Below are 19,722 nucleotides of genomic sequence, written 5' to 3' on the forward strand. Positions count from 1 at the left end.
GTCTCCCGCACTCCGGCCGCAAAGCAGGCGCATGCTGTGACGGTCCAAGGCCAGCTGCAGGCCACCCACCTGCTGACGGACGGGCTCTCCCCCTGCCTTACGGCGGGGCCACGCCCCTCCTTCAACTGGCAGCTCGGGCAGCCCGAGGACCCGGATCCATCCCGCGCCCGCCAGACCGGCTACGAGATCGTGGTGGAAGACAGCGCAGGGTCGCCGCTGTGGAGTTCCGGACGGGTTGCGTCAAACTCCCCCGCCGCTGCGGCCTATGAGGGACCAGCGCTGGACGACGACGCGGACTATGCGTGGCGGGTCCGGGTATGGGACGCGGCGGGCTTGCCCGGCGCGTGGTCTGAGCGGCAGCAGTTCAGCACGGGCCTCTCTGATGCCGGATGGGGAGCGGACTGGGTGCACCGCGCGCCGGGTGGCCGCGCTCCGCTGGAGGTCCTTGACTCTGCATTGCGCGTGGCCGGCACACCTTTCCTGCCCGTTCCCTGCCCTCCGCTCCGCCATTTTCGGCTTCAAGCCCGCGTCCGGCCGGTGATGGGCATGGCTGGGCTCATCGTCCGGAGCTCCGGCCCTGGAACGGGGCTGCTGCTGGAGCTCAACGCAGCCGGCGACGTAGTGCTTCGTCGTGCCGCCGAGTGGCAGATTCCCGCACCTTCTGCCCCCGACACCGGGATGCTGGCCAGCACGCAGGCGGGCCCGGCTGCCAGGGAGTGGCGGAACCTGGACGTAACGGACGACGGCGGGACCATCACCGTTGCCGTGGACGGCGTCGAACTCCTCGTGTGGCGGGAGCCGGCAGCTTTCGGCGTGAAGGGCCGGCTGGCACTCCACCAAGGGCCCCGCAGCCGGGCCGAATACCTGTCGTTCCACGTTACGGACACCTCCAGTGGAAACGGAAACCCCGGCGAGCTGCTCCTTGACCACCAGTTCGATGCTGGCACGGACCTCGCCCTCGCCTACCGCGAACATTGGGCCGGCACCACAGCCCACCGACAGCCGGACGAGTGGACGTTGTTCAGCACCACCATCCGGCTCACCGGCACGGTGGCCCGGGCCCGCATCTTTATGGCGGCGAACCATCACGCCCAGCTTTCCCTGGGCGGCACGGTGTGCCTCACCACCACCTCCTTTGGCTATCCCGGTGAAGGGTATTACGACGCTGCCGACGCCACCGGGCTGCTCTCCGGACTTCCGGGCACGACGGCTGCCGACGCATCGCCGGGGCCGGACGTCGAGGTGCCGCTGACAGCGCTGCTGCACTGGTACGGCCCCGGGCAAGGACGCGCCGCGGGCCTGCCCGGCCTGCTGGTGCGGCTGAGCGTTGACTACACGAATGGCCGGCGTGAGGTCTTCGCATCCGGTCCAGACTGGATGGCTTCCGAGGCGCCCTACCGCCAGTCGGGGTACCGAAATGACGAAGGCGACCCCGTGGAGCACCTGGACGGGGCGGCCGCCGCAGCCCTGCCCGCCGTCGAACAGATGCCCCCCGCCCTGAGCTACGGCAGCCACCCGGGCCCGGAATTTCCCGCCGTGCATCCCCGCCGTACCCGGCTTGCGGAAGAGTTTGTAGCGCCGCAGGCGTTCCTGACCGCCGACGACGGAACGCTGGTGGCGGACTTCGGGCAGGTCATTCCCGGCCGGCCCGAGGTGGACTTCCTGACCGGCGTGCCGGGCCGCACGGTGATGATCCGCGCCGGCTATGTCCTGCGCGCGGACGGCAGGGTGGACACCGGCAAGACGGCCAGCCAGAACACCGACATGTCCTTCCCCTACACGCAGACAGCGGGCCTGCAGCAGTACAAGGCCACTGTGCACCTGGGCTTCCGGTACCTGGAGCTGCCCGGCGTGGATGCCGCGGACCTGTCCAAGGTTGGTGCCGTGGTGGTTCACGGCCGGCACCCCGGCGAAGGAAGTTTCAGCAGCTCCGATGCCACGCTGAATGACGTGTTCCGGCTGCTCCGGGACTCGGCGCTTTACGGGGTGCAGGAACAGTTCGTGGACACGCCCACCCGGGAGAAGGGCCAGTTCCTGGCCGACGCCGTTAACATCTCCTACGCCACCATGTCCCTCTTCGGTGAGCACGCGTACACTGCCCAGGCGCTCCGGGAATTTGGCTGGTCGGCGGCCCGCTACTGGACGGACGGCGAAGACAGGGGCCGATACAACGCCGTCTACCCCAACGGCGACGGCAAGCGGGACATCCCCGACTTCTCCCTCATGATCCCTGAGTGGGCCGAGGAGTACCACCGCCGGACCGGGGACCTGGCGTTGGTCACCGAACTGCTGCCGTGCCTCTGCGACACTGCGGACTACGCGCTGCGATACATCCCGGCGGAAGGCCCGACGGCGGGACTGGTCACCACACTGGGTGGCGGCTCCGGGCCCTACCTCCATGGCATCGTGGACTGGCCGGCCCCCGGCCGCTTCGGCTACGACATGGACTGCGCCGCCAAAACCACCGTGAACGCCCAGGCATATTCGGCCCTCATCTCCACAGCAAGGCTCTGCGCCGCCGCCGGGCAGGAGGACGCCGCCGTCGAATACGCCCGGCAGGCCCGCACCCTCGCCGGGACTATCCGCAGCCGCCTCCGGGTAAAGGGCGTGATGGTGGACGGCCTTTATGCCGATGGGACACCGAGCCCCCACGCCTCGCAGCACGCCACGTCCTTCCCGCTTTCGTTGGGGATCACCGGCCCGGAGCATGCCCGGGCCGACGGCCGGCGGATCGCCAGGATGGGGATGCGGCAGGGACCCATGACCGTGCACCGGCTGGTCCGGGCGCTGCTGTCCCAGGGCATGACCGATGCCGTCCTGGACCTCCTCACCAACAAGGACCAGCCCGGGTGGGCACGGCTCCTGGAGCGCGGCGCCACCTTCACCTGGGAAGCCTGGAACCTGGCGGAGGGAACGGATTACAGCCAGTCCCACGCCTGGTCGGCGTCGGTGGCCAAGGAGATCCTCGAGCACCTGCTCGGCGTCCGGTACAGCTCAGCAGGTGGGTGGGAACTCCTGATCGAACCTCCGCTGTGCCGGCTGGAGTACGCCGACGGCTCCGTTCCCGTGGGCAATGGCAGCGTTGAGGTCAGCTGGAACCGGGAGAACGGCCTGGTCCGGCTGGAGTGCACCGTCCCGGCTGGAGTCACTGCCGTTGTCCGGCTGCCCGCCGGACGTTACGGAGTGCAGGGTCCGACGGCGGATGCCGCCGTCGTGCTTTCTGCTGCGGAGGGCGGGGCTGCTGCCGCCGGGAATGCCCCGGATGCGCACAGCGTGCGGGATTTCAGGGTGCACGCCGGGAACTGGACTTTCACGCCCAAGGCGGCCTTGGCCTAGACAGTCGAGCCGCGAGATGGCATTTGGCGGCAATGTCGTTGGCGGACACTGCTGCGAACTGCCATCTCGTGAGTCAGAGCAGGGGGCGGGACCGCCTGCCATTCCTCCATAGCAGGAAACCGATCAGCACTGCGGACAGCATGCCCAGCCCGCCGGTGGCCACAAGCCCCAGCCGCACGCCGAACTGCTCCGTCAGCCATCCGGCCAGCAGGCCGCCCAGGGCGTGTCCGCCCAGCAGCAGTGGCAGATACAGGGCCATGACCCGGCCGCGGATTTCCGGGCCGGCCTCCAGCTGCACGGCGGTGGCGGCGCTGGTAAGGAACAACAATGTCATCAGGCCCACCACCACCAGCATCACAACAAAAAGGATGAGGCTCGGCATCAGGGCCGCAATCAGCTGGGAAAGCCCAAAAAGGCCCGCCGCGAGCACGATTCCCTTCCGGCCCAGGCTCCGCAGGCGTGCGGCCAGCAGCGCACCGGTGAGTGCTCCGATGGCACTGACTGTATTAAACAGACCGAACCCTTCAACCCCGTTGTGCCAGACGCGTTCCGCGAAGGCGGCCAACACCACGGGCCCGTTCATCCCGAACATCCCCAGGAGCCCGGCCAGGGCAATGATCAGCAGCAGCGAGGGCCGTTCGCGGACGTAGCGGAACCCGGCCAGGAGCTGGCCCCGGCCCTGTTCCGCCCGGATGCTCGGATGCAGCTCGGCCGGACGGATGGCGGCAATCAGGCAAAGCACCAGCAGGCACAGCACCGAGTTGGCCGCAAACGCTGCAGCCGAACCAACCTGCGCAATCACTATTCCAGCCAGGGCGGGCCCTGCCATCGCACCTAGTTGGCCGATCGCATTATTGATGCCGATAGCGGGCCTCAGGGCGGCGTCGCCCACGACTTCATTGACGAACACCGTACTGGCGGGCTGGTTGATGGCCGACGTTACGCCGAGCGCTACGCAGCTGGCGTAGACGGCCCAGACGGTGATGGTCCCGCTCGCGGCCCACGCGGCCAGGCCCAGCGCGAGGAAGGCGATAACAGCCTGGCTGACCATCATGATGCGGCGTTTGGGAAACATGTCCACCAGCAAGCCGCTGAGTGGTCCCACAACCAGCATCGGGAGGAACTGCAGGGCAACGGCCACGCCCACCGCGGCGGGGCTGCCGGTCAGCTGCAGCACCAGCCAGTCCTGGGCCAGCCGCTGCATCCACACACCCATGCTGCCCGTGAACACCAGGGCAAGGAAGAGGCGGTAGTTGCGCTGCTTCAGTGGTTGATACCACGGGGGCTGGCTCGTGGAGGTCGGGAGGGACTGTTCGGAACGCTGGCGGTCGGAAGACACGTCGGACTCAACTCAAAATAGTGACGGACAGAGCCAGGAGATGTTCTGGTGGTTTGCTTCAGGCGCGGGTGGAGCGCAGTTTGACCGCCGCGGCGGCGAGGATCAAGGTCCCGGGAACCACCACGAAAAGGGCCGCCAGCATCCAGACAAACACCACCGCCCCGAAGAGCGCAGCGGCCAGCAGGAGGGACCCGGTCCAGTCCTTGAGGGACAGGGACTGGCCGGTCTGGAGCGCGGACCGCCAGGCGCTGCCCGCCTCGGCCCGGTCGCCTGCGAAGTCGGACCAGGCAGCCGTGGTGCGCAGCAGCAGGATGGCCGCCCCTGCAGCCAGGATCAGGGTGGCCGGCAGGACCACTTCCCGGCCGGGAAGCTGCCCCACCCATGCGAGCAAAAGGTTAAGGACAATCACGACGGCGGCTCCCGCCGTCGTAATTCCAAGCTTCCAGCTGCCTGGCAGGGCAGCCTTGAAGGTGTCCCAGAGGCCGCGGACCGAATCGTCGCGGCCTGAGAGGTGCCGTTCGAGATGGGCGATCCCCGCCGCATACGCGGCAGGGATCGTTACCAAAGGGATGGACAGCACCAGGACCAGCACCCCTGCCAGCAGGGTCTCGGAGAACAGCGCAAAGCGGTTCACCGGGACGGGTTCGTGGTGGTTGGGGGCGGGTGTGATGCTGTCCATAACGCTCATTTTCTGTCTCGGTTGTCCGTTAGCCCTTGAGGCCCTGGGTGGAGACGCCTTCAACAATGTAGCGCTGGAACACCAGGAAGAAGATCAGCACCGGCAGCAGGGCCAGTACGGACATGGCGATCATGGCGCCGTAGTCCGAGCTTTGGGTCTGGTCCACGAAGAGGCGCAGCGCCAGCGGCAGCGGGTACTTTTCCGGGGTGTTCAGGTAGAGCAGCGGGCCCAGGAAGTCGTTCCAGCTCCAGATGAAGGAGAAGATCGAGGTGGAGATCAGGGCCGGCTTCATCAGCGGCAGCATGATGGAGGTGAAGATCCGGACGTGCCCGGCGCCGTCAATCCGTGCTGCCTCGTCCAGTTCACCGGGGAGGTTGCGCATGAACTGGACCATCAGGAACACGAAGAACGCGTCAGCGGCCAGGAACTTGCCGATCAGCAACGGCACGTACGTGTCCACCAGGCCGAGCTGCTGGAACACGATGTACTGCGGGATGATCACCACGTGGAACGGCAGCAGCAGGGTGGCGATCATCATGCCGAAGAATACGCTGCGGCCGGGGAACTTGATCCTGGCGAAGGCATAGGCCGAGACGGACGCGGACAGGACGGTGCCGACGACGGCGCCGATGGCCAGGATCAGGGAGTTGGTGAAGAACTGCAGGGTGGACACGCCACCGATGCCGTCCATGGCGGTGACAAAGTTGTCAAAGCTGAAGTTGGTGGACCACAGCGAGGTGTTCGCGCCGCCGATCTCGGCGTTCGGCTTGAACGACGAGGCGATCATCCACAGGCCCGGGTACAGCACCACGGCCGTGAGGGCGAGGGCCACAGCGTGGAAGAGGGTGCTCTTGGCGCGCTTGGCACCGACCGATTCGGACTTGGGGTTGTAGTTCAGGACCTGTGCATCCGTTGCGGACTGCGTGGGGGTTGCCGTGGTTGTCATTTTGCATCACCGCTGTAGTGGACCCAGGACTTGGACGTGCGGAAGAAGATCAGGGTAATGATGCCGACGACGATCACCAGCAGCCAGGCCATCGCCGAGGCGTAGCCCATCCGGAAGTCGCTGAAGCCCCGCAGGTACAGGTAAAGGGTGTAGAAGAGGGTGGAGCCGGCCGGGCCGCCTTCACCGTTGGAGATGATGTAGGCCGAGGCGAAGATCTGGAACGCGTGGATTGTTTCCATCAGCAGGTTGAAGAAGATCACCGGGGAGAGCATGGGCCAGGTGATGTTGAAGAACTTCCGCACCGGGCCGGCGCCATCCATGGACGCAGCCTCGTAGAGGTCCGCCGGGATCTGCTTGAGGCCGGCCAGGAAGATCACCATCGGGGCACCGAACTGCCAGACGGTCAGCAGGATGAACATCGGCATGGTCATGGACGGGTTGCCCACCCAGCCGCCGATGTTGATTCCGAAGAAGGACAGGCCCTGGTCCACCGGGCCGGCGTCGCCGAACATGGCCTTCCAGACGATGGCGATGGAGACGGACGCGCCGATCAGGGACGGAGCATAGAACGCCGAGCGGTAGAAGCCCTGGCCGCGGCGCTTGCTGTTCAGCAGCATCGCCACCGCCAGTGCCGCGGCGAGCTTCAGCGGGGTACCGAAGACCACATAGCCCACGGTCACGCCCACCGACTGCAGGAACCGCTCGTCCTGGAAGAGGGTGGTGTAGTTGTCCAGGCCGATCCATTTGGGCGGATCGAACAGGTTGTAGTTGGTGAAGGACAGGTAGAGCGAGGAAATCATGGGCCCAACAGTGAGGGCGATGAATCCCAGCAGCCAGGGCAGCAGGAAGGTGTAGCCGGCGCGGGCATCCGCCCCACGCTGCCGCGACTTGCGCGGCAGCGTGGAATCGGACTGCGCCGAACGCCTGCTCAATGTTGGGCTTTGAGTCACGAGTTCAATCCGTCAGTTGGGAAAGCCTGGATCAGGCGTTCTGCTTGATGAGGTCTTCGGCTTCCTTGAACCATGCGTCGGCTGCGCCGTCGATGGTCAACTTGCCATAGTTCAGGTCCGAGCTGACGCGCTTGAAGGAAGCCTCGAGGGTACCGAAGCCCACGATGGGCGGCTCGGGGGCGTCCTTGAGGTACTGCTCGATGGACTTCTCGTAGTCCACCACAAGCTTGTCCGTACCTTCGAAGGTGGTGCCGTCGCGCTGGGTCTTGGACGCCGGAACACCGCGGGAGGTCTTGAAGATCTGGCCTACCTCGGGGTCGTTGACCATGAAGTCGATGAAGCGGGCGGATGCGTCCTTGAACTTGGTCTTGGCGCTGGCCACCATCAGCATGGACGGCTTCAGGAACAGGCCCAGGTTTTCCGGGTCATCGGACGGGACGGGAACAAGCTTGAGTTCCTTGGCGCCGCTGTCCCCAAGATAGCCGGCCATGAAGTTGTCCCACGTCACTTCGGTGGCGGTGACGTTCGAGCCAAAGGGAGACTTCGGGGCGAGCTGGGTGACGCGCTCTTCGGAAATGATGGCCGGGGTGCCGCGGAGGCCCGCCGTCGTGTTCCACCACTTCTTCATATCGTCCTTGGTGAATCCGAGTTTGCCATCCTCGGTGAAGGCTTCGATGTTGTTCTGGCGGAGCCAGATGTTGAACATCCACCAAACACCGGTGTAGTCCGTTGAGCCGAAGAGCGCACTGTTGCTCTTGGTGCCCACCTCGGTCAGGAAGTCATTGAATTCCTTGTAGGTCCACTTTCCTGTCGGCTCTGCGATGCCCAGGGACGCCAGCTTGGCGGGATCGTAGTAGACGGCGAAGGCGTTAGTGCTGGTGGGGATGCCGTAGGTCTTGCCCTTGATCTGGCCCGAGGGCAGGAGGGACTTGTCGAAAGCGTCGGTGTTGATATTTACGGTGCCCAGGTCCAGGAGCTGGTTGCGCTGGCCGTAGTCACGGAGGTAGGAAAGGTCCCACTGCATGACGTCCGGCAGGCCGCCGCCGGCCGCCTCAGTGGCACGCTTCTGCCAGTAGCCGGCGAAGTCGGTGAAGTTGCCGTTGACCTTGATGTCAGGGTTCTTCGACTCGAACAGCGCGATTGCCTTGCGGGTACGCTCTGCGCGGTCGTCGTTGCCCCACCAGGTGTAGTTGATGGTGACGGGGTTTTCCGCGGAGCCAGTCTCGCCGGCGCTGGTGCCGGAGCCCGATCCGCAGGCCGCAAGCGCGGCGGCAGATGCGGTTCCGACGGCTACGGTGGTGAGGAAATGCCTTCTGTTGATCATGGGAGCCTCCTTGCTCGATGTGTGCAACCCCAGTCGCTTTATCTACAACGTAAGTAGTGAGCTGGCTTACACGGCTTCTGAAACGATACAATATCGGCATTCCCGGAAATGGGCAAGCGTTTTCCAAAGATCTGATTTTCGAACCAGTTCCATCTTCCCAGCAGACAAAGGAGTCCCATGACTTTGCAGGAAACTTCCAGCCCGGCCAGTGTCTGGAACAACATCGAAGGTATTGCCTACGGGGGCGACTATAACCCGGAACAGTGGCCGGTCAGTGTCCGGCTGGAGGACCTGGAGCTGATGAAGGAAGCCGGCGTGAGCTTCCTCAGCGTGGGGATCTTTTCCTGGGCACTGCTGGAGCCGGAAGAGGGCAAGTATGACTTCGGCTGGCTGGACGAGGTGATGGACAACCTTGCGGGAATCGGCGTCAAGGTAGCCCTGGCCACTGCCACCGCCGCTCCCCCTGCCTGGCTGGCACGCAAGCATCCGGAGATCCTCCCCGTCACGGCGGACGGAACCGTGCTGGGACCGGGCTCGCGCCGGCATTACTCGCCGTCGTCGGCCGTCTACCGCCGCTACGCAAGCGGCATCACGCGCGTACTCGCCGAGCGTTACAAGGACCATCCCGCCCTGGCGCTCTGGCACGTGGACAACGAACTGGGCTGCCACGTCTCAGAGTTCTACGGCGAGGAGGACGCCGCCGCTTTCCGCACATGGCTTGCACGGCGTTACGGAAGCATCGGCGCACTCAACGCGGCCTGGGGAACGGCTTTCTGGTCCCAGAACTACGGGTCGTTCGAGGAGATCCTGCCGCCGGGCGTTGCCCCGTCCACCTTGAACCCGGGCCAGCAGCTGGATTTCCAGCGTTTCAACTCCTGGGCCCTGATGGACTACTACCGGGAACTTGTTGCGGTCCTGCGCGAGGTCACTCCAGGGGTCCCCTGCACCACCAACCTGATGGCGTCCAGTGCCACGAAGTCCATGGACTACTTTGACTGGGCCAAGGACCTGGACGTCATCGCTAATGACCACTACCTTGTGGCCGCCGATCCCGAACGGCAGATCGAACTCGCGTTCAGCGCGGATCTCACCCGCGGCATTGCGGGCGGTGACCCGTGGATCCTGATGGAACATTCGACGTCGGCCGTCAACTGGCAGCCGCGCAACCAGCCCAAGATGCCCGGCGAAATGGTGCGCAACTCGTTGGCCCACGTGGCCCGCGGCGCGGACGCGGTGATGTTTTTCCAGTGGCGCCAGAGCTTCGCGGGCTCCGAGAAGTTCCACTCGGCCATGGTGCCGCACGGCGGTAGGGACACGCGCGTGTGGCGCGAGGTGGTTGACCTTGGCGCGGCGTTGAAGCGGCTGGCTGCGGTGCGCGGTTCCCGGGTGGAATCACGCGCAGCAATCGTCTTCGACTACGAGGCCTGGTGGGCGAGCGAAATCGACTCCAAGCCGAGCCAGGACGTGAAGTACCTGGACCTGCTGCGGGCTTTCCACCGGTCGCTGTTCCTGCGGGGAGTTTCCGTGGACATGGTGCACCCGTCGGCGTCGCTTGAGGGCTACGACCTCGTCCTGGTGTGCACCCTGTACTCCGTCACCGATGAGGCTGCAGCCAACATTGCGGCTGCTGCTTCTGCCGGTGCCACGGTGCTGGTGAGCTACTTCAGCGGCATCGTGGACGAAAAGGACCATGTACGGCTTGGCGGCTACCCGGGCGCATTCCGGGAACTGCTGGGCGTGCGCGTGGAGGAGTTCCACCCGCTCCTGGCCGGCGGGCAGTTGAAACTCAGCGACGGCGGAGTCTCCTCGATCTGGAGCGAGCATGTTCACCTTGCCGGCGCCGAAGCGGTCCAGACTTTCACGGAGTATCCGCTGGAAGGCGTGCCGTCGCTGACCCGGCGGGCCGTGGACTCCGGCGTGGCCTGGTACCTCGCCACATTCCCGGACCGCGACGGGATCGAGTCGATTGTGGACCGGCTGCTCGAGGAGTCAGGCGTTGCACCCGTGGCCGCGGCCGATCCCGGGGTGGAGTTGACGCGTCGGCGTTCTGCCGATGGCAGCAGTTTCCTGTTTGCCATCAACCACGCCCGCACCGCCGGTACTGTCCAGGCTTCCGGCCTTGACCTGCTCTCCGGCCAGCCGTTCAACGGGGTTGTGCCAGCCGGCAGCGTTGTGGTGGTTGCCGAGGACTGACGGGATTTTTCACTGCGCCCCGGTCGCGGCTCTTGCCCGCGGCCGGGGCCGATTTCCTTTAGTTGTCGGCTCCGTGTCAAAGGCCGCGGCCGGTTATCCACATAGCTTCTCCGGGAGGCACTTTTGTCAGTGCCCTTTGGCAGAGTTGTCCTATGGAAGCCATTGGGGAGCAGCTTGAGGAGCACAGCGGCTCCGTCGTTGTACTCGGGCGTGTTTGTGATGGCGCCCGGCCGGGACTTCAGGGGTACGGCATTCCGGCATCAAGCACCCCAGGTTTCCTTGACGGCTCCGGCGCTTACGACGGCGGCTCCCTGCTTAGTCCCGGCTGGCCCCTTCGCGCTGTGCCAGCTCGGGTTACTCCAGCCGCGTCGACGCCAGCTGCTGCGTCGCTACCAGGTGGAGCTGCGGTGGGTATAGCTGAGTCCCTCACTGCAGCCGCAGGCGGTGCTGATGAGCCGCCGCGAGTGGTAAACATCGGTGGGCTCCTGGCTGCTGCCGCCGCTGCTGCCCCCTCAAGGCTTGCGGCGGCTGACTACGTTGAAGCCGCTGATTTTGCCGGGCAGGTGGAGGACCTCTCCCGGGGCGTGGAATACCTGCAAATCCTGGCCGCCGGTGTCGTTGACCGTACCCGGGCACGGGCCATAGCGGACGCCGGCACCGCCCGCGCCTGCCGCTCCCGGACGGGCAAAAACTGGGTGACCGGCTGGGACCACGGCGCTGAAACCCTGGATGAAACGGACGCCGCCTGGCCCGAGGGCGCAGCAGCAAGTGGTTCAACTGCCAGCGGCCCAACCACCAGCGGTTCAACTGCCAGCGGTTCAGTCGGCAGTGGCACCGGGGCCGGGACCGGGACCGACAGGCCGGATCGCGTTGTCACGTCGCCGGCCGACGACGGGTGCGCCAACACCGCCGAGTTCCTCCGCCAGCGGCTGCGTATCGGCAAGAGCGAAGCCCACCGCCGCCTCGCCCTCGCCGCGGACATCCTGCCCGCCACCACCCTCACAGGCGACACCATCCCGGCCCCGCGCGAACACCTCGCCGCCGCCCTCGCGCCCACACCCGCCCCAAACCTCGACAACACCGGCACCAGCACCAGCACCGACGATTCCAGCACCAGCACCGGCTCCGGCCCCGATCCGGGCGATCGTACCGAAAACACCGCCGGCACCGGTGCGGTCACGGCACCCGGTCAGGGCCCGGCCAGCCCTGCCGTGTCATCCCGGGCCGGGACCATCATCAGCCTGACCCTGAACCGGCTCCAGCACCTCACCACACCGGAAAAACTCGCGCTGATCGAGGAGAACCTCACCACCACCGCCGCCACCGTTGACCCGGACTTCCTCGCCCGCGTCGCCCGCCGCTGGGCCGACACCATCGACGCCGACGGCACCGAACCCAGCGAAGAAGCCCTCCGCCACACCCAGGGCGCGTTCATCCGCAAACCCCGCCACGGCCTGCACCACCTCGAAATCTTCGCCACCACCGACCAATACGAACACCTCCTCACCGTCATGAACGCCGCCACCAACCCCCGCACCACCACAGGCACCAGCACCGGCACTGGAAGTGGCACCGGCACCGGTACTGGTACTGGTACTGGTAGTGGCACCGGCACCGGCACTGGTACTGGCAGTGGAAGTGGCACTGGTACCGGACTGAGCCCCTGGCACGACGGCGAGGTGGAGCTCGACCGCCGCACCCGGTCGCAGAAACAACTCGACGGTCTCGTCGGTGCCGCGAAAGTTGCCCTGGCCACCAACACCCTGCCCAGCACCGGCGGCAACCGACCCCAAATCATCGCCACCATCAACTACCAAGACCTCCTCCCCCACCGGACGGGCACCAATTACACGGGCAACGGCGGCACACGCACCGGCACCGCCGCTACCACAAACACCACCACTACCGGCACCGGCACGGGCACGGGCAACTTCGTGTTCACCGGACCCGTCGCCGCAGCCGCCCTCCGCAAACTCGCCTGCGACGCCGACATCATCCCCGCCGTCCTCGGCACCCACGGCGAACTCTTGGACCTCGGCCGCAAAGCCCGGCTCTTCACCACCGCTCAACGCCTTGCCCTCACCGCCCGCGACCAAGGCTGCACCTTCCCCAACTGCACCATCCCCGCCCCCTGGTGCGAAGCCCACCACATCACCTACTGGTCCCACGGCGGCCCCACCACCACCGACAACGGCGCACTCCTCTGCTCCGCCCACCACCACCTCATCCACAAAGAACAATGGACCATCACCACCATCAACGGCACCCCCAGGTACACACCCCCAAAACACCTCGACCCCCACCAAAAACCCCAACAAAACAACTACTTCAAACCACCCCCACCACCAACGCCCCGGGAATGAACACCGCCGGAACGACAATCCAGGCAGGGACGGCAGGCCGGTTAAACGGCTCCGTCCCGGAAGGAACCAGAGGTTCCCACCGGGACGGAGCTGCCACCCGCCCTCGAACGTTTTGGGTGGAGGAGGCGCCTCCCAAATCGTCCAAAGCCGTGTTGTTGGCGGCGTGAAATCTAGCTGCTGATGGCGGACGCCATCTCGGCATGTGCCTTCTTGCCGGCTTCCTCCGTGGAGAGCCGCTCGAAGAGAACCTCGGAGGTGTAGCGCTTGATGATTTCCTGGATTGCGCCGGCACCCTTTGGCGGCGGGGCGGGAGCCTCGCCGAGCTCATCCTTGATCTGGTCGATGAACTTGACCACCTTGACGTCGGCAGGGGTCAGCTTGGATTCGATCGCTGCCCGGACGTCCGAGTTCGGGTAAACGCCACGGTCGGCCAGGAGGGTTTCGCCGGCTTTGACGTTGTTGGTGAGGAAGTTGATGAACTTGGCGGTTTCCTCAGGGTGCTTGGTGCGTGAGGAGGCCGACCAGAACTGTGATGCCTTGTACCAAAGTCCGGCATCAGCGGAGGCTCCGGTCTTGGTGGGGAACCTCAGGATCTTCAGGTCAGCGCCGGATGCCTTTTCCAAAGCAGGAGCCTGGTTGGACCACCAGAACGCCATGCCGTTCTTGCCAGTCGCGAGTCCGGACTGGTCAAGCGGGGCAGCTTCAGCTTCCACTACCTCGGAGGCCGTGGGAACCGCCTTGTTCTGGCTAAGCTGCTTCAGGAATTCCCACCATTCGGCGATGTCGCTCGGCTCGAAGCCCAGTTTGCCCTCGGCGGTGTACAGGGATTTGCCGTTCTGGCGGAGCCAAACGCCCAGCGAAGCCTCATCCGTGCCATAGGCTGCGGCGCCGAAAGTACCCTTCGGGGACTTCTTCGTGATCTCGGAGGCAATCCGCTCGAAGTCGTCCCAGGTCCACTTGGAGTCATCGGGCAGGGGAACACCCGCAGCTTCAAAAACCTTCGGGTTGGCCAGGATGGTGGCGGCATTGATGCCGGCCGCAATACCGGTCAGCCCGTCCTCGCTCTTGCCGGCGTTCAGTGCGGCTTCGTCGAGCTTGGAGGTGTCGATCTCGTACTTGGAGAGGTCAAGAAGGGCGCCGCGGCTGGAGTACTCGGTGATGTACTTCTCGTCCATCTGGATGATGTCCGGCGCATCGTTCGCCGCGACCTGGGTGGCCAGCTTGTCCCAGTAACCGCTCCAGTCGCCGAACTCGGGCTTGATCTTGATGTTGGGGTTTTCAGCCTCGAACTGCTTGATGGCTTCCTGGGTCAGCTGGGCGCGCTTGTCGCCACCCCACCAGGAGAACCGCAGTTCAACGGGACCGTCCGCGCTTTCCGAAGCAGCTCCCCCGCCGCAGGCACTGAGGGCCATAACGACGGCGGCAGCCGCGGCTACGAGGCCGGTCTTACGTATCGGGCGGCGTGTGCCCGTGGAGGGCGTCTCTGCCGATGGCTTGGCAGCAGACGCAGGGCGGGAAAAAAGCGGCACTGGGTACTCCGATCTTCTTTGATCATGGTGCTGGTTGATCAGGTGTGGGGATGTTGGGGCATGAAACCAGGAGCAGGAGGGGAAGGCGGGAAACCGCTTTCTGAACCTAATGCTACAAGTGCTTAACTTGTATTACAAGAAGTTTTTGAGGAATTTTTCGTAGTGGCAGAGACGGCCCGCCAACGGACGGGCCGTCTCACCAAAACGCCTTTGCTTCGCGGCGCAAACAGCGGTCGCAAGCGGCAGGGACTACTTGATGCCGGTGGTCGCGATGCCCTTGATGAGGAACCGCTGGCCAAAGAGGAAGACCAGGAATACCGGCAGGAGGGACACGATGGACATAGCGAACAGCGATCCCCAGCTCGTGGCGGACTGCGCATCAACGAAGGCCCGCAATGCCACCGGAACGGTGAACATATCGGGGTCCGTCAGGTAGATCAGGGCGCCGAAGAAGTCGTTCCAGGTCCAGATGAAGGTGAAGATGGTGGTGGTGGCCAATGCCGGGACCATCAGCGGCAGGATGACCCGCAGGAAGATGCGGGGGTGTCCTGCGCCGTCGATCCTGGCTGCCTCGTCCAGCTCACGGGGAATGCCGCGGATGAACTGGACCATCAGGAAGACGAAGAACGCTTCGGTTGCCAGCAGCTTGGGGACGATCAGCGGCCAGAAAGTGTTCACCCAGCCAATCTGGGAGAACAGGATGTACTGCGGCACGATCACCACGTGGAACGGAAGCATGATGGTCAGCAGCATGATGCCGAACAGCAGCTTTTTGGCGGTGAACTGCAGCCGGGCGAAGGCATAAGCAGCCATCGAGCACGAGATCAGGTTACCCAGGATCGATCCAATTACCACGATCGCCGAGTTGATCATGTAGTGGCCGAAGGGGTGGGTCAGGGCCGACCAGCCGGAAGTGTAGTTACTCATTTCGAGGCTGTTCAGCCACAGGCCGGGCTCCCGGAAGATGAGCTCGTTGGGCCGCAGTGAGGAAACCACCATCCACAGCAGCGGGTAGATCATCAGGCCGCCGGCAAGGATGAGGATGGCATGTTTCATGAGCGCTTTGCTGCGCTGCGCCTTGCTGAAGGCCAGGGTACCCCTGGACTCCCTGGCTTTGGGTTTGCGGCGGTTCGTTGGCTTGCCCGCGCCGGCAGTCTCCGGGGTGGGCAGCGTCTCAAGCTTAGTCGTCATAGAAAACCCAATACTTAGAAGCGATGAAGTTGATGGCGGTGAAGATGCCGATGATCACCAGGAGGAGCCAGGCCATGGCGGACGCGTAGCCCATGTCGAACTGGCCGAAGCCCTTTTGGTAGAGGTACAGGGTGAAGAACATGGTGGAGTCCGAGGGCCCGCCGTTGCCGCCGGAGACGATGAACGCCTGGGTGAACGACTGGAACGAACCGATGATCTGCAACACCAGGTTGAAGAAGATGATGGGGCTCAGCATCGGCATGGTGATCCGCCAGAACTGCTGGAGGGTAGTGGCGCCATCAACTTTTGCGGCCTCGTAGTACATCACCGGGATCTGGCGCAGGCCTGCCAGGAAGATGATCATGGGAGCGCCGAAGGTCCACACGTGCAGCAGGATGATGGAACCAAGCGCTGTGCTGGGGTCCGAGATCCAACCCGGCCCCTGGATGCCGAACATCGCGAGGACCTGGTTGACCAGGCCGGTAGTTCCGAAGATCTGCTTCCAGAGGATGGCAACGGCTACGGATCCGCCCAGGAGGGACGGCAGATAGAACACCGAGCGGTAGAACGGCAGCCCGCGCAGGCCCTTGTCCAGGACAAGGGCGATCAGCAGGGCCACGGCGAGCTGGAGCGGGACACCAACGAACACGTAGGTGAACGTCACGCCAAGGGAGTTGTGCAGCCGGGCGTCGGTGAGCATCCGGGTGAAGTTCTCCAAACCGACCCATTCCGGGGGCTGAAGGAGGTTGTAGTCCGTGAACGACAGGTAAAGGGACATCAGCATGGGTCCGATGGTGATGGCGACAAGGCCCACCAGCCACGGCAGCAGGAAGATGTAGGCGGCCTTGTTATCGCGGCTGTTCGCCTTCTTCTCCTCAGGGGTGGCTTTACCCTTCTTCCGCGAGATCGAGCTGAGTTCGCTGATGGCGCTCACTGCGGCAACCCCGTTCCGTGCAGCAGGCCCGCTGCAGCCGGCATTCCAGCCGGGCGCGGTGCCCTGGGTATGTGTTTAGCGGCCATGTGGTCTCCTTTGGTCATCGTGGCCTCCACGTGTTTGATATCGCCTGGGCGATATGGGGACGTTCGCCGTTCCGGCCGTACTTCCGAAAGAAGCGGAGCGGGAGTGGCAATCATCCGTTGCGCCACCTGGCGGTGGTCCGGTTTCAAAAGCGGCTCCGTACCAAAGTAAACGGTTTCTTGACTCTTGTATAGCCCTTTGTTAGTTTTTGAGAAAGCGTTTTCTGTAACGGGCGTCACTACAAGGTAAACCACTTACTAAGGGGCAGGACAATGAGGTTTAGTCTCAAAAAGTCATCGATGGCAGTCGCCGGGGCATCAGCAGCGCTGGCACTGCTTTTGACAGGCTGCGGCAACAGCAGCCCGGAAGCCGGCAAGGTGGGGACGGTCGAAGATCCCGTCACTATCCGCTTCGCTTGGTGGGGCAACGATTCCCGCGCCAAGACCACTCTTGAAGTCATCAAGGACTTCGAAGCGGCGAACCCCACCATAAAGGTCCAGGGCGAGAACACCGAATTCAGTTCCTACTGGGACAAGATGGCCACCCAGATCGCCGGCGGCACCACGCCCGACGTCTTCGCCATGAGCGGTGCCTATCCCAGTGAATACGCGAGCCGGGGCGTGCTGCTGGACCTGGACGAGGTCAAGGACCAGATCGATACGTCAAAGTTCGCAGAGGGCACTGTGGACCTCGGCAAGATCGACGGCAAGCAGTACACCATCACCGCCGGGGTTAACTCCATGTCCATGGTCATCGATCCGAAGGTCTTCGAGGCCGCCGGAGTTGAGCTGCCGGATGACGAGACGTGGACCTGGGACGAATACGCGGAGATTGCCGCCGAGATCACCAGGAAGTCCCCGCAGGGAACATTCGGCACCACCCCCATGACCAACGACTCGTTCCTTGCCGTATGGGCCCGCCAGCACGGCGAGGACCTCTACACAGATGACGGCAAGAAGCTCGGCATCAGCGAGGACACCGCCGCCAAGTGGTTCGAGATGAACAAAAAGCTGATGGAAACCGGCGCCGCGCCCTCAGCCTCCCAGACCGTTGAGGACAACTCGGCCCAGCCCGAGCTGACGCTAATGGGCCAGGGCAAGCAGGGCATGAAGATTTCCTGGAGCAACCAGATGAACTCGTACTCAGGCTCGCCGCTGGTCATGATGAAGCTGCCAAACGAGAGCAAGCAGCCGGGCACGTGGCTGCGGTCCTCGATGGAATACGCCATCTCGTCGAAGTCCGCCCACCCCAAGGAAGCAGCAATGTTCATCAACTACCTGGTGAACAACGTGGACGCGGCCACCAAGATCAAGAGCGACCGGGGCATGCCTGCCAACACCGAGCTCAAGGCCGCCATCACGCCTCTCCTCAAGGAATCCCAGCAGAAGGAAGCTGAATACCTGGACCGCATCGCTGAGCTGAAGATCGAACCGCCGCTGCCGTTCCCTGCCGGTTCGTCGGCCACCATGGAGGTCCTGAACCGGCTCAACTCGGATGTATTGTTCGGAAAGACCTCACCGCGGGACGCTGCCAAGGCCATGATTCAAGAGGTCAACTCGAACCTGGGCTAAACCCGCGCACGGACAATTCCGCACTACAACCTCAGAACAGGAGGCAGGCCAGTGAGCCCTTATGCCGAACTAACCGATGCCCGGCCACCACGGCCGAGCGCGATAGCCGGCTACGGGGACTGGCCTGCCTACGTTCAGCGACACTCCCGGTACGGCGCCGCTACCCCGGCGGCGCAGGAACTTGCGGACGCGCTCGGGGTACCGGGTGCACAGCAGCGGCCAGAGGTAACGGTCCACTGGCAGGAATCGTACGACGGCGTCACCACCTCCCAGCTCAGCTGGCAGTTGGGCTTCGGCCCCCGCACTACCGGCTGGCTGATGCGGCCGGCCGGCGTTCCCGGACCCCTGCCCGGTGTCCTTGCGCTGCACTGCCACGGGGGCAACAAGTTCGGCGGGGCAGACCGGCTGGTGGAGCTCCCGGAGTCACATCCTTCAGCCGAAAACGCGCGGGCAGGCCACTACGACGGCCGGGCACTCGCCACGGAGGTTGCCCGCCGGGGCTTCGCCGTCCTCGCCCACGACACGTTCGCCTGGGGCAGCCGCCGCTTTGAGCTCTCCGTACCGCCGTGGCGGACAGCCTCCGCACTGGAGGCGAGGCAGGCCCAGTGGCGGGAGGACGGCGTCGTGCCTTCCGAAGCCGACGAATACAACGCCGCCGCCTCGTTCCACGAAGAAACCGTGGCCAAGGCTGCTGGTCTCTTGGGCACCAGCTTGGCCGGCATGGTGGCCCATGACGACCTGGCTGCGCTGGAAATTCTCGCCGGGCTGCCTGACGTGGACCAGGACCGGCTGGGCTGCATCGGCTTCTCAGGTGGCGGCGGCCGCTCCCTGGCCCTTTCCGCGTTGAGTCCACGAATCCGCAGCTACGTGGTGACCTGCATGATGACCACTTTCCAGTCGCTACTTCCCGCCCATCTGGACGCGCATTCCTGGCTGCTGCAAACTCCAGGGTTGTGGCGCCTGGGGGACTGGCCGGAGTTGACGGCAAGATCAAGGGCCAGCCACTTCCTGGTCCAGTACGCCCTGGCCGACGAACTCTTTCCCGAAGCCGGAATGCGCGACGCCCACCGCAAGCTGGAAACACTGCACCGGCCCGGGAGCTATACCGGAAGCTTCTGGCCCGGGGGCCACGTGTTCACCTCTGAGATGCAGACGGAAGCGCTGGACTTCCTCGCCACCACACTTCACAACCAACCGACCTCCAGCTTCCAATCCACCTCCAGCTCCCAATCCACTTTCAGCTCGCAAGGACCGTCCTCATGAATCAACAATCCGCCACCGCG

The 19,722-nt window shown here is 64.6% G+C and carries 13 protein-coding genes; 5 read left to right on the top strand and 8 right to left on the bottom strand.

Annotation, left to right across the window (positions count from 1 at the left end; genetic code table 11):
- Window positions 1-36: 36 nt before the first annotated feature.
- A complete protein-coding gene (locus M1E07_RS16580) occupies window positions 37-3,336 on the top strand; it encodes a family 78 glycoside hydrolase catalytic domain (RefSeq protein WP_461187722.1) in 3,300 nt (1,099 codons plus the stop codon).
- Window positions 3,337-3,409: 73 nt separating this feature from the next.
- Here the strand turns inward: M1E07_RS16580 and M1E07_RS16585 are convergent, their stop codons facing one another.
- The 5 genes from M1E07_RS16585 to M1E07_RS16605 are packed head-to-tail and all read right to left on the bottom strand — an operon-like array spanning window position 3,410 to window position 8,574.
- Window positions 3,410-4,675, bottom strand: coding sequence for an MFS transporter (locus M1E07_RS16585; RefSeq protein ID WP_461187723.1), 1,266 nt, complete (start codon window positions 4,673-4,675; stop codon window positions 3,410-3,412).
- A gap of 58 nt (window positions 4,676-4,733) precedes the next feature.
- The gene (locus tag M1E07_RS16590; RefSeq protein WP_461187724.1) at window positions 4,734-5,363 is read right to left on the bottom strand and encodes a Poxvirus protein I5; all 630 of its coding nucleotides are present in this window, start codon (window positions 5,361-5,363) and stop codon (window positions 4,734-4,736) included.
- Window positions 5,364-5,382: 19 nt separating this feature from the next.
- On the bottom strand, window positions 5,383-6,300 hold the full coding sequence (locus M1E07_RS16595) for a carbohydrate ABC transporter permease (protein WP_461187725.1): 918 nt from the start codon (window positions 6,298-6,300) through the stop codon (window positions 5,383-5,385).
- Entirely contained in the window at window positions 6,297-7,250 is a 954-nt protein-coding gene (locus M1E07_RS16600; RefSeq protein WP_461187726.1) for a carbohydrate ABC transporter permease, read from the bottom strand. The genes M1E07_RS16595 and M1E07_RS16600 overlap by 4 nt, the downstream gene beginning before the upstream one ends.
- Before the next feature lie 31 nt (window positions 7,251-7,281).
- Window positions 7,282-8,574, bottom strand: a complete 1,293-nt coding sequence (locus M1E07_RS16605; RefSeq protein ID WP_461187727.1) for an ABC transporter substrate-binding protein — start codon at window positions 8,572-8,574, stop codon at window positions 7,282-7,284.
- A gap of 177 nt (window positions 8,575-8,751) precedes the next feature.
- On the opposite strand from M1E07_RS16605, the gene M1E07_RS16610 reads away from it, so the two are divergent.
- Both M1E07_RS16610 and M1E07_RS16615 read left to right on the top strand, forming a co-directional pair.
- Window positions 8,752-10,767 carry a beta-galactosidase gene (locus tag M1E07_RS16610; RefSeq protein ID WP_461187728.1) on the top strand — a complete coding sequence of 672 codons (2,016 nt, stop codon included), beginning with the start codon at window positions 8,752-8,754 and terminating at the stop codon, window positions 10,765-10,767.
- A 152-nt stretch (window positions 10,768-10,919) separates the two neighbouring features.
- Complete coding sequence (locus M1E07_RS16615) at window positions 10,920-13,130, top strand: HNH endonuclease signature motif containing protein (protein WP_461187729.1); 2,211 nt, start codon at window positions 10,920-10,922, stop codon at window positions 13,128-13,130.
- Between the two features lie 170 nt (window positions 13,131-13,300).
- Here the strand turns inward: M1E07_RS16615 and M1E07_RS16620 are convergent, their stop codons facing one another.
- The 3 genes from M1E07_RS16620 to M1E07_RS16630 form a co-directional block, all read right to left on the bottom strand.
- Window positions 13,301-14,659, bottom strand: a complete 1,359-nt coding sequence (locus M1E07_RS16620; RefSeq protein WP_461187730.1) for an ABC transporter substrate-binding protein — start codon at window positions 14,657-14,659, stop codon at window positions 13,301-13,303.
- A 249-nt stretch (window positions 14,660-14,908) separates the two neighbouring features.
- Window positions 14,909-15,850 carry a carbohydrate ABC transporter permease gene (locus M1E07_RS16625; RefSeq protein WP_461187731.1) on the bottom strand — a complete coding sequence of 314 codons (942 nt, stop codon included), beginning with the start codon at window positions 15,848-15,850 and terminating at the stop codon, window positions 14,909-14,911.
- On the bottom strand, window positions 15,840-16,784 hold the full coding sequence (locus M1E07_RS16630; RefSeq protein WP_461187732.1) for a carbohydrate ABC transporter permease: 945 nt from the start codon (window positions 16,782-16,784) through the stop codon (window positions 15,840-15,842). Before M1E07_RS16630 ends, M1E07_RS16625 begins: the two co-directional genes overlap by 11 nt.
- A 356-nt stretch (window positions 16,785-17,140) precedes the next feature.
- On the opposite strand from M1E07_RS16630, the gene M1E07_RS16635 reads away from it, so the two are divergent.
- Complete coding sequence (locus M1E07_RS16635; RefSeq protein WP_461187733.1) at window positions 17,141-18,439, top strand: ABC transporter substrate-binding protein; 1,299 nt, start codon at window positions 17,141-17,143, stop codon at window positions 18,437-18,439.
- 51 nt (window positions 18,440-18,490) lie between these two features.
- A complete protein-coding gene (locus M1E07_RS16640) occupies window positions 18,491-19,702 on the top strand; it encodes an acetylxylan esterase (RefSeq protein WP_461187734.1) in 1,212 nt (403 codons plus the stop codon).
- Window positions 19,703-19,722 lie beyond the last annotated feature (20 nt).

This window comes from Arthrobacter sp. Z4-13, assembly GCF_054792705.1.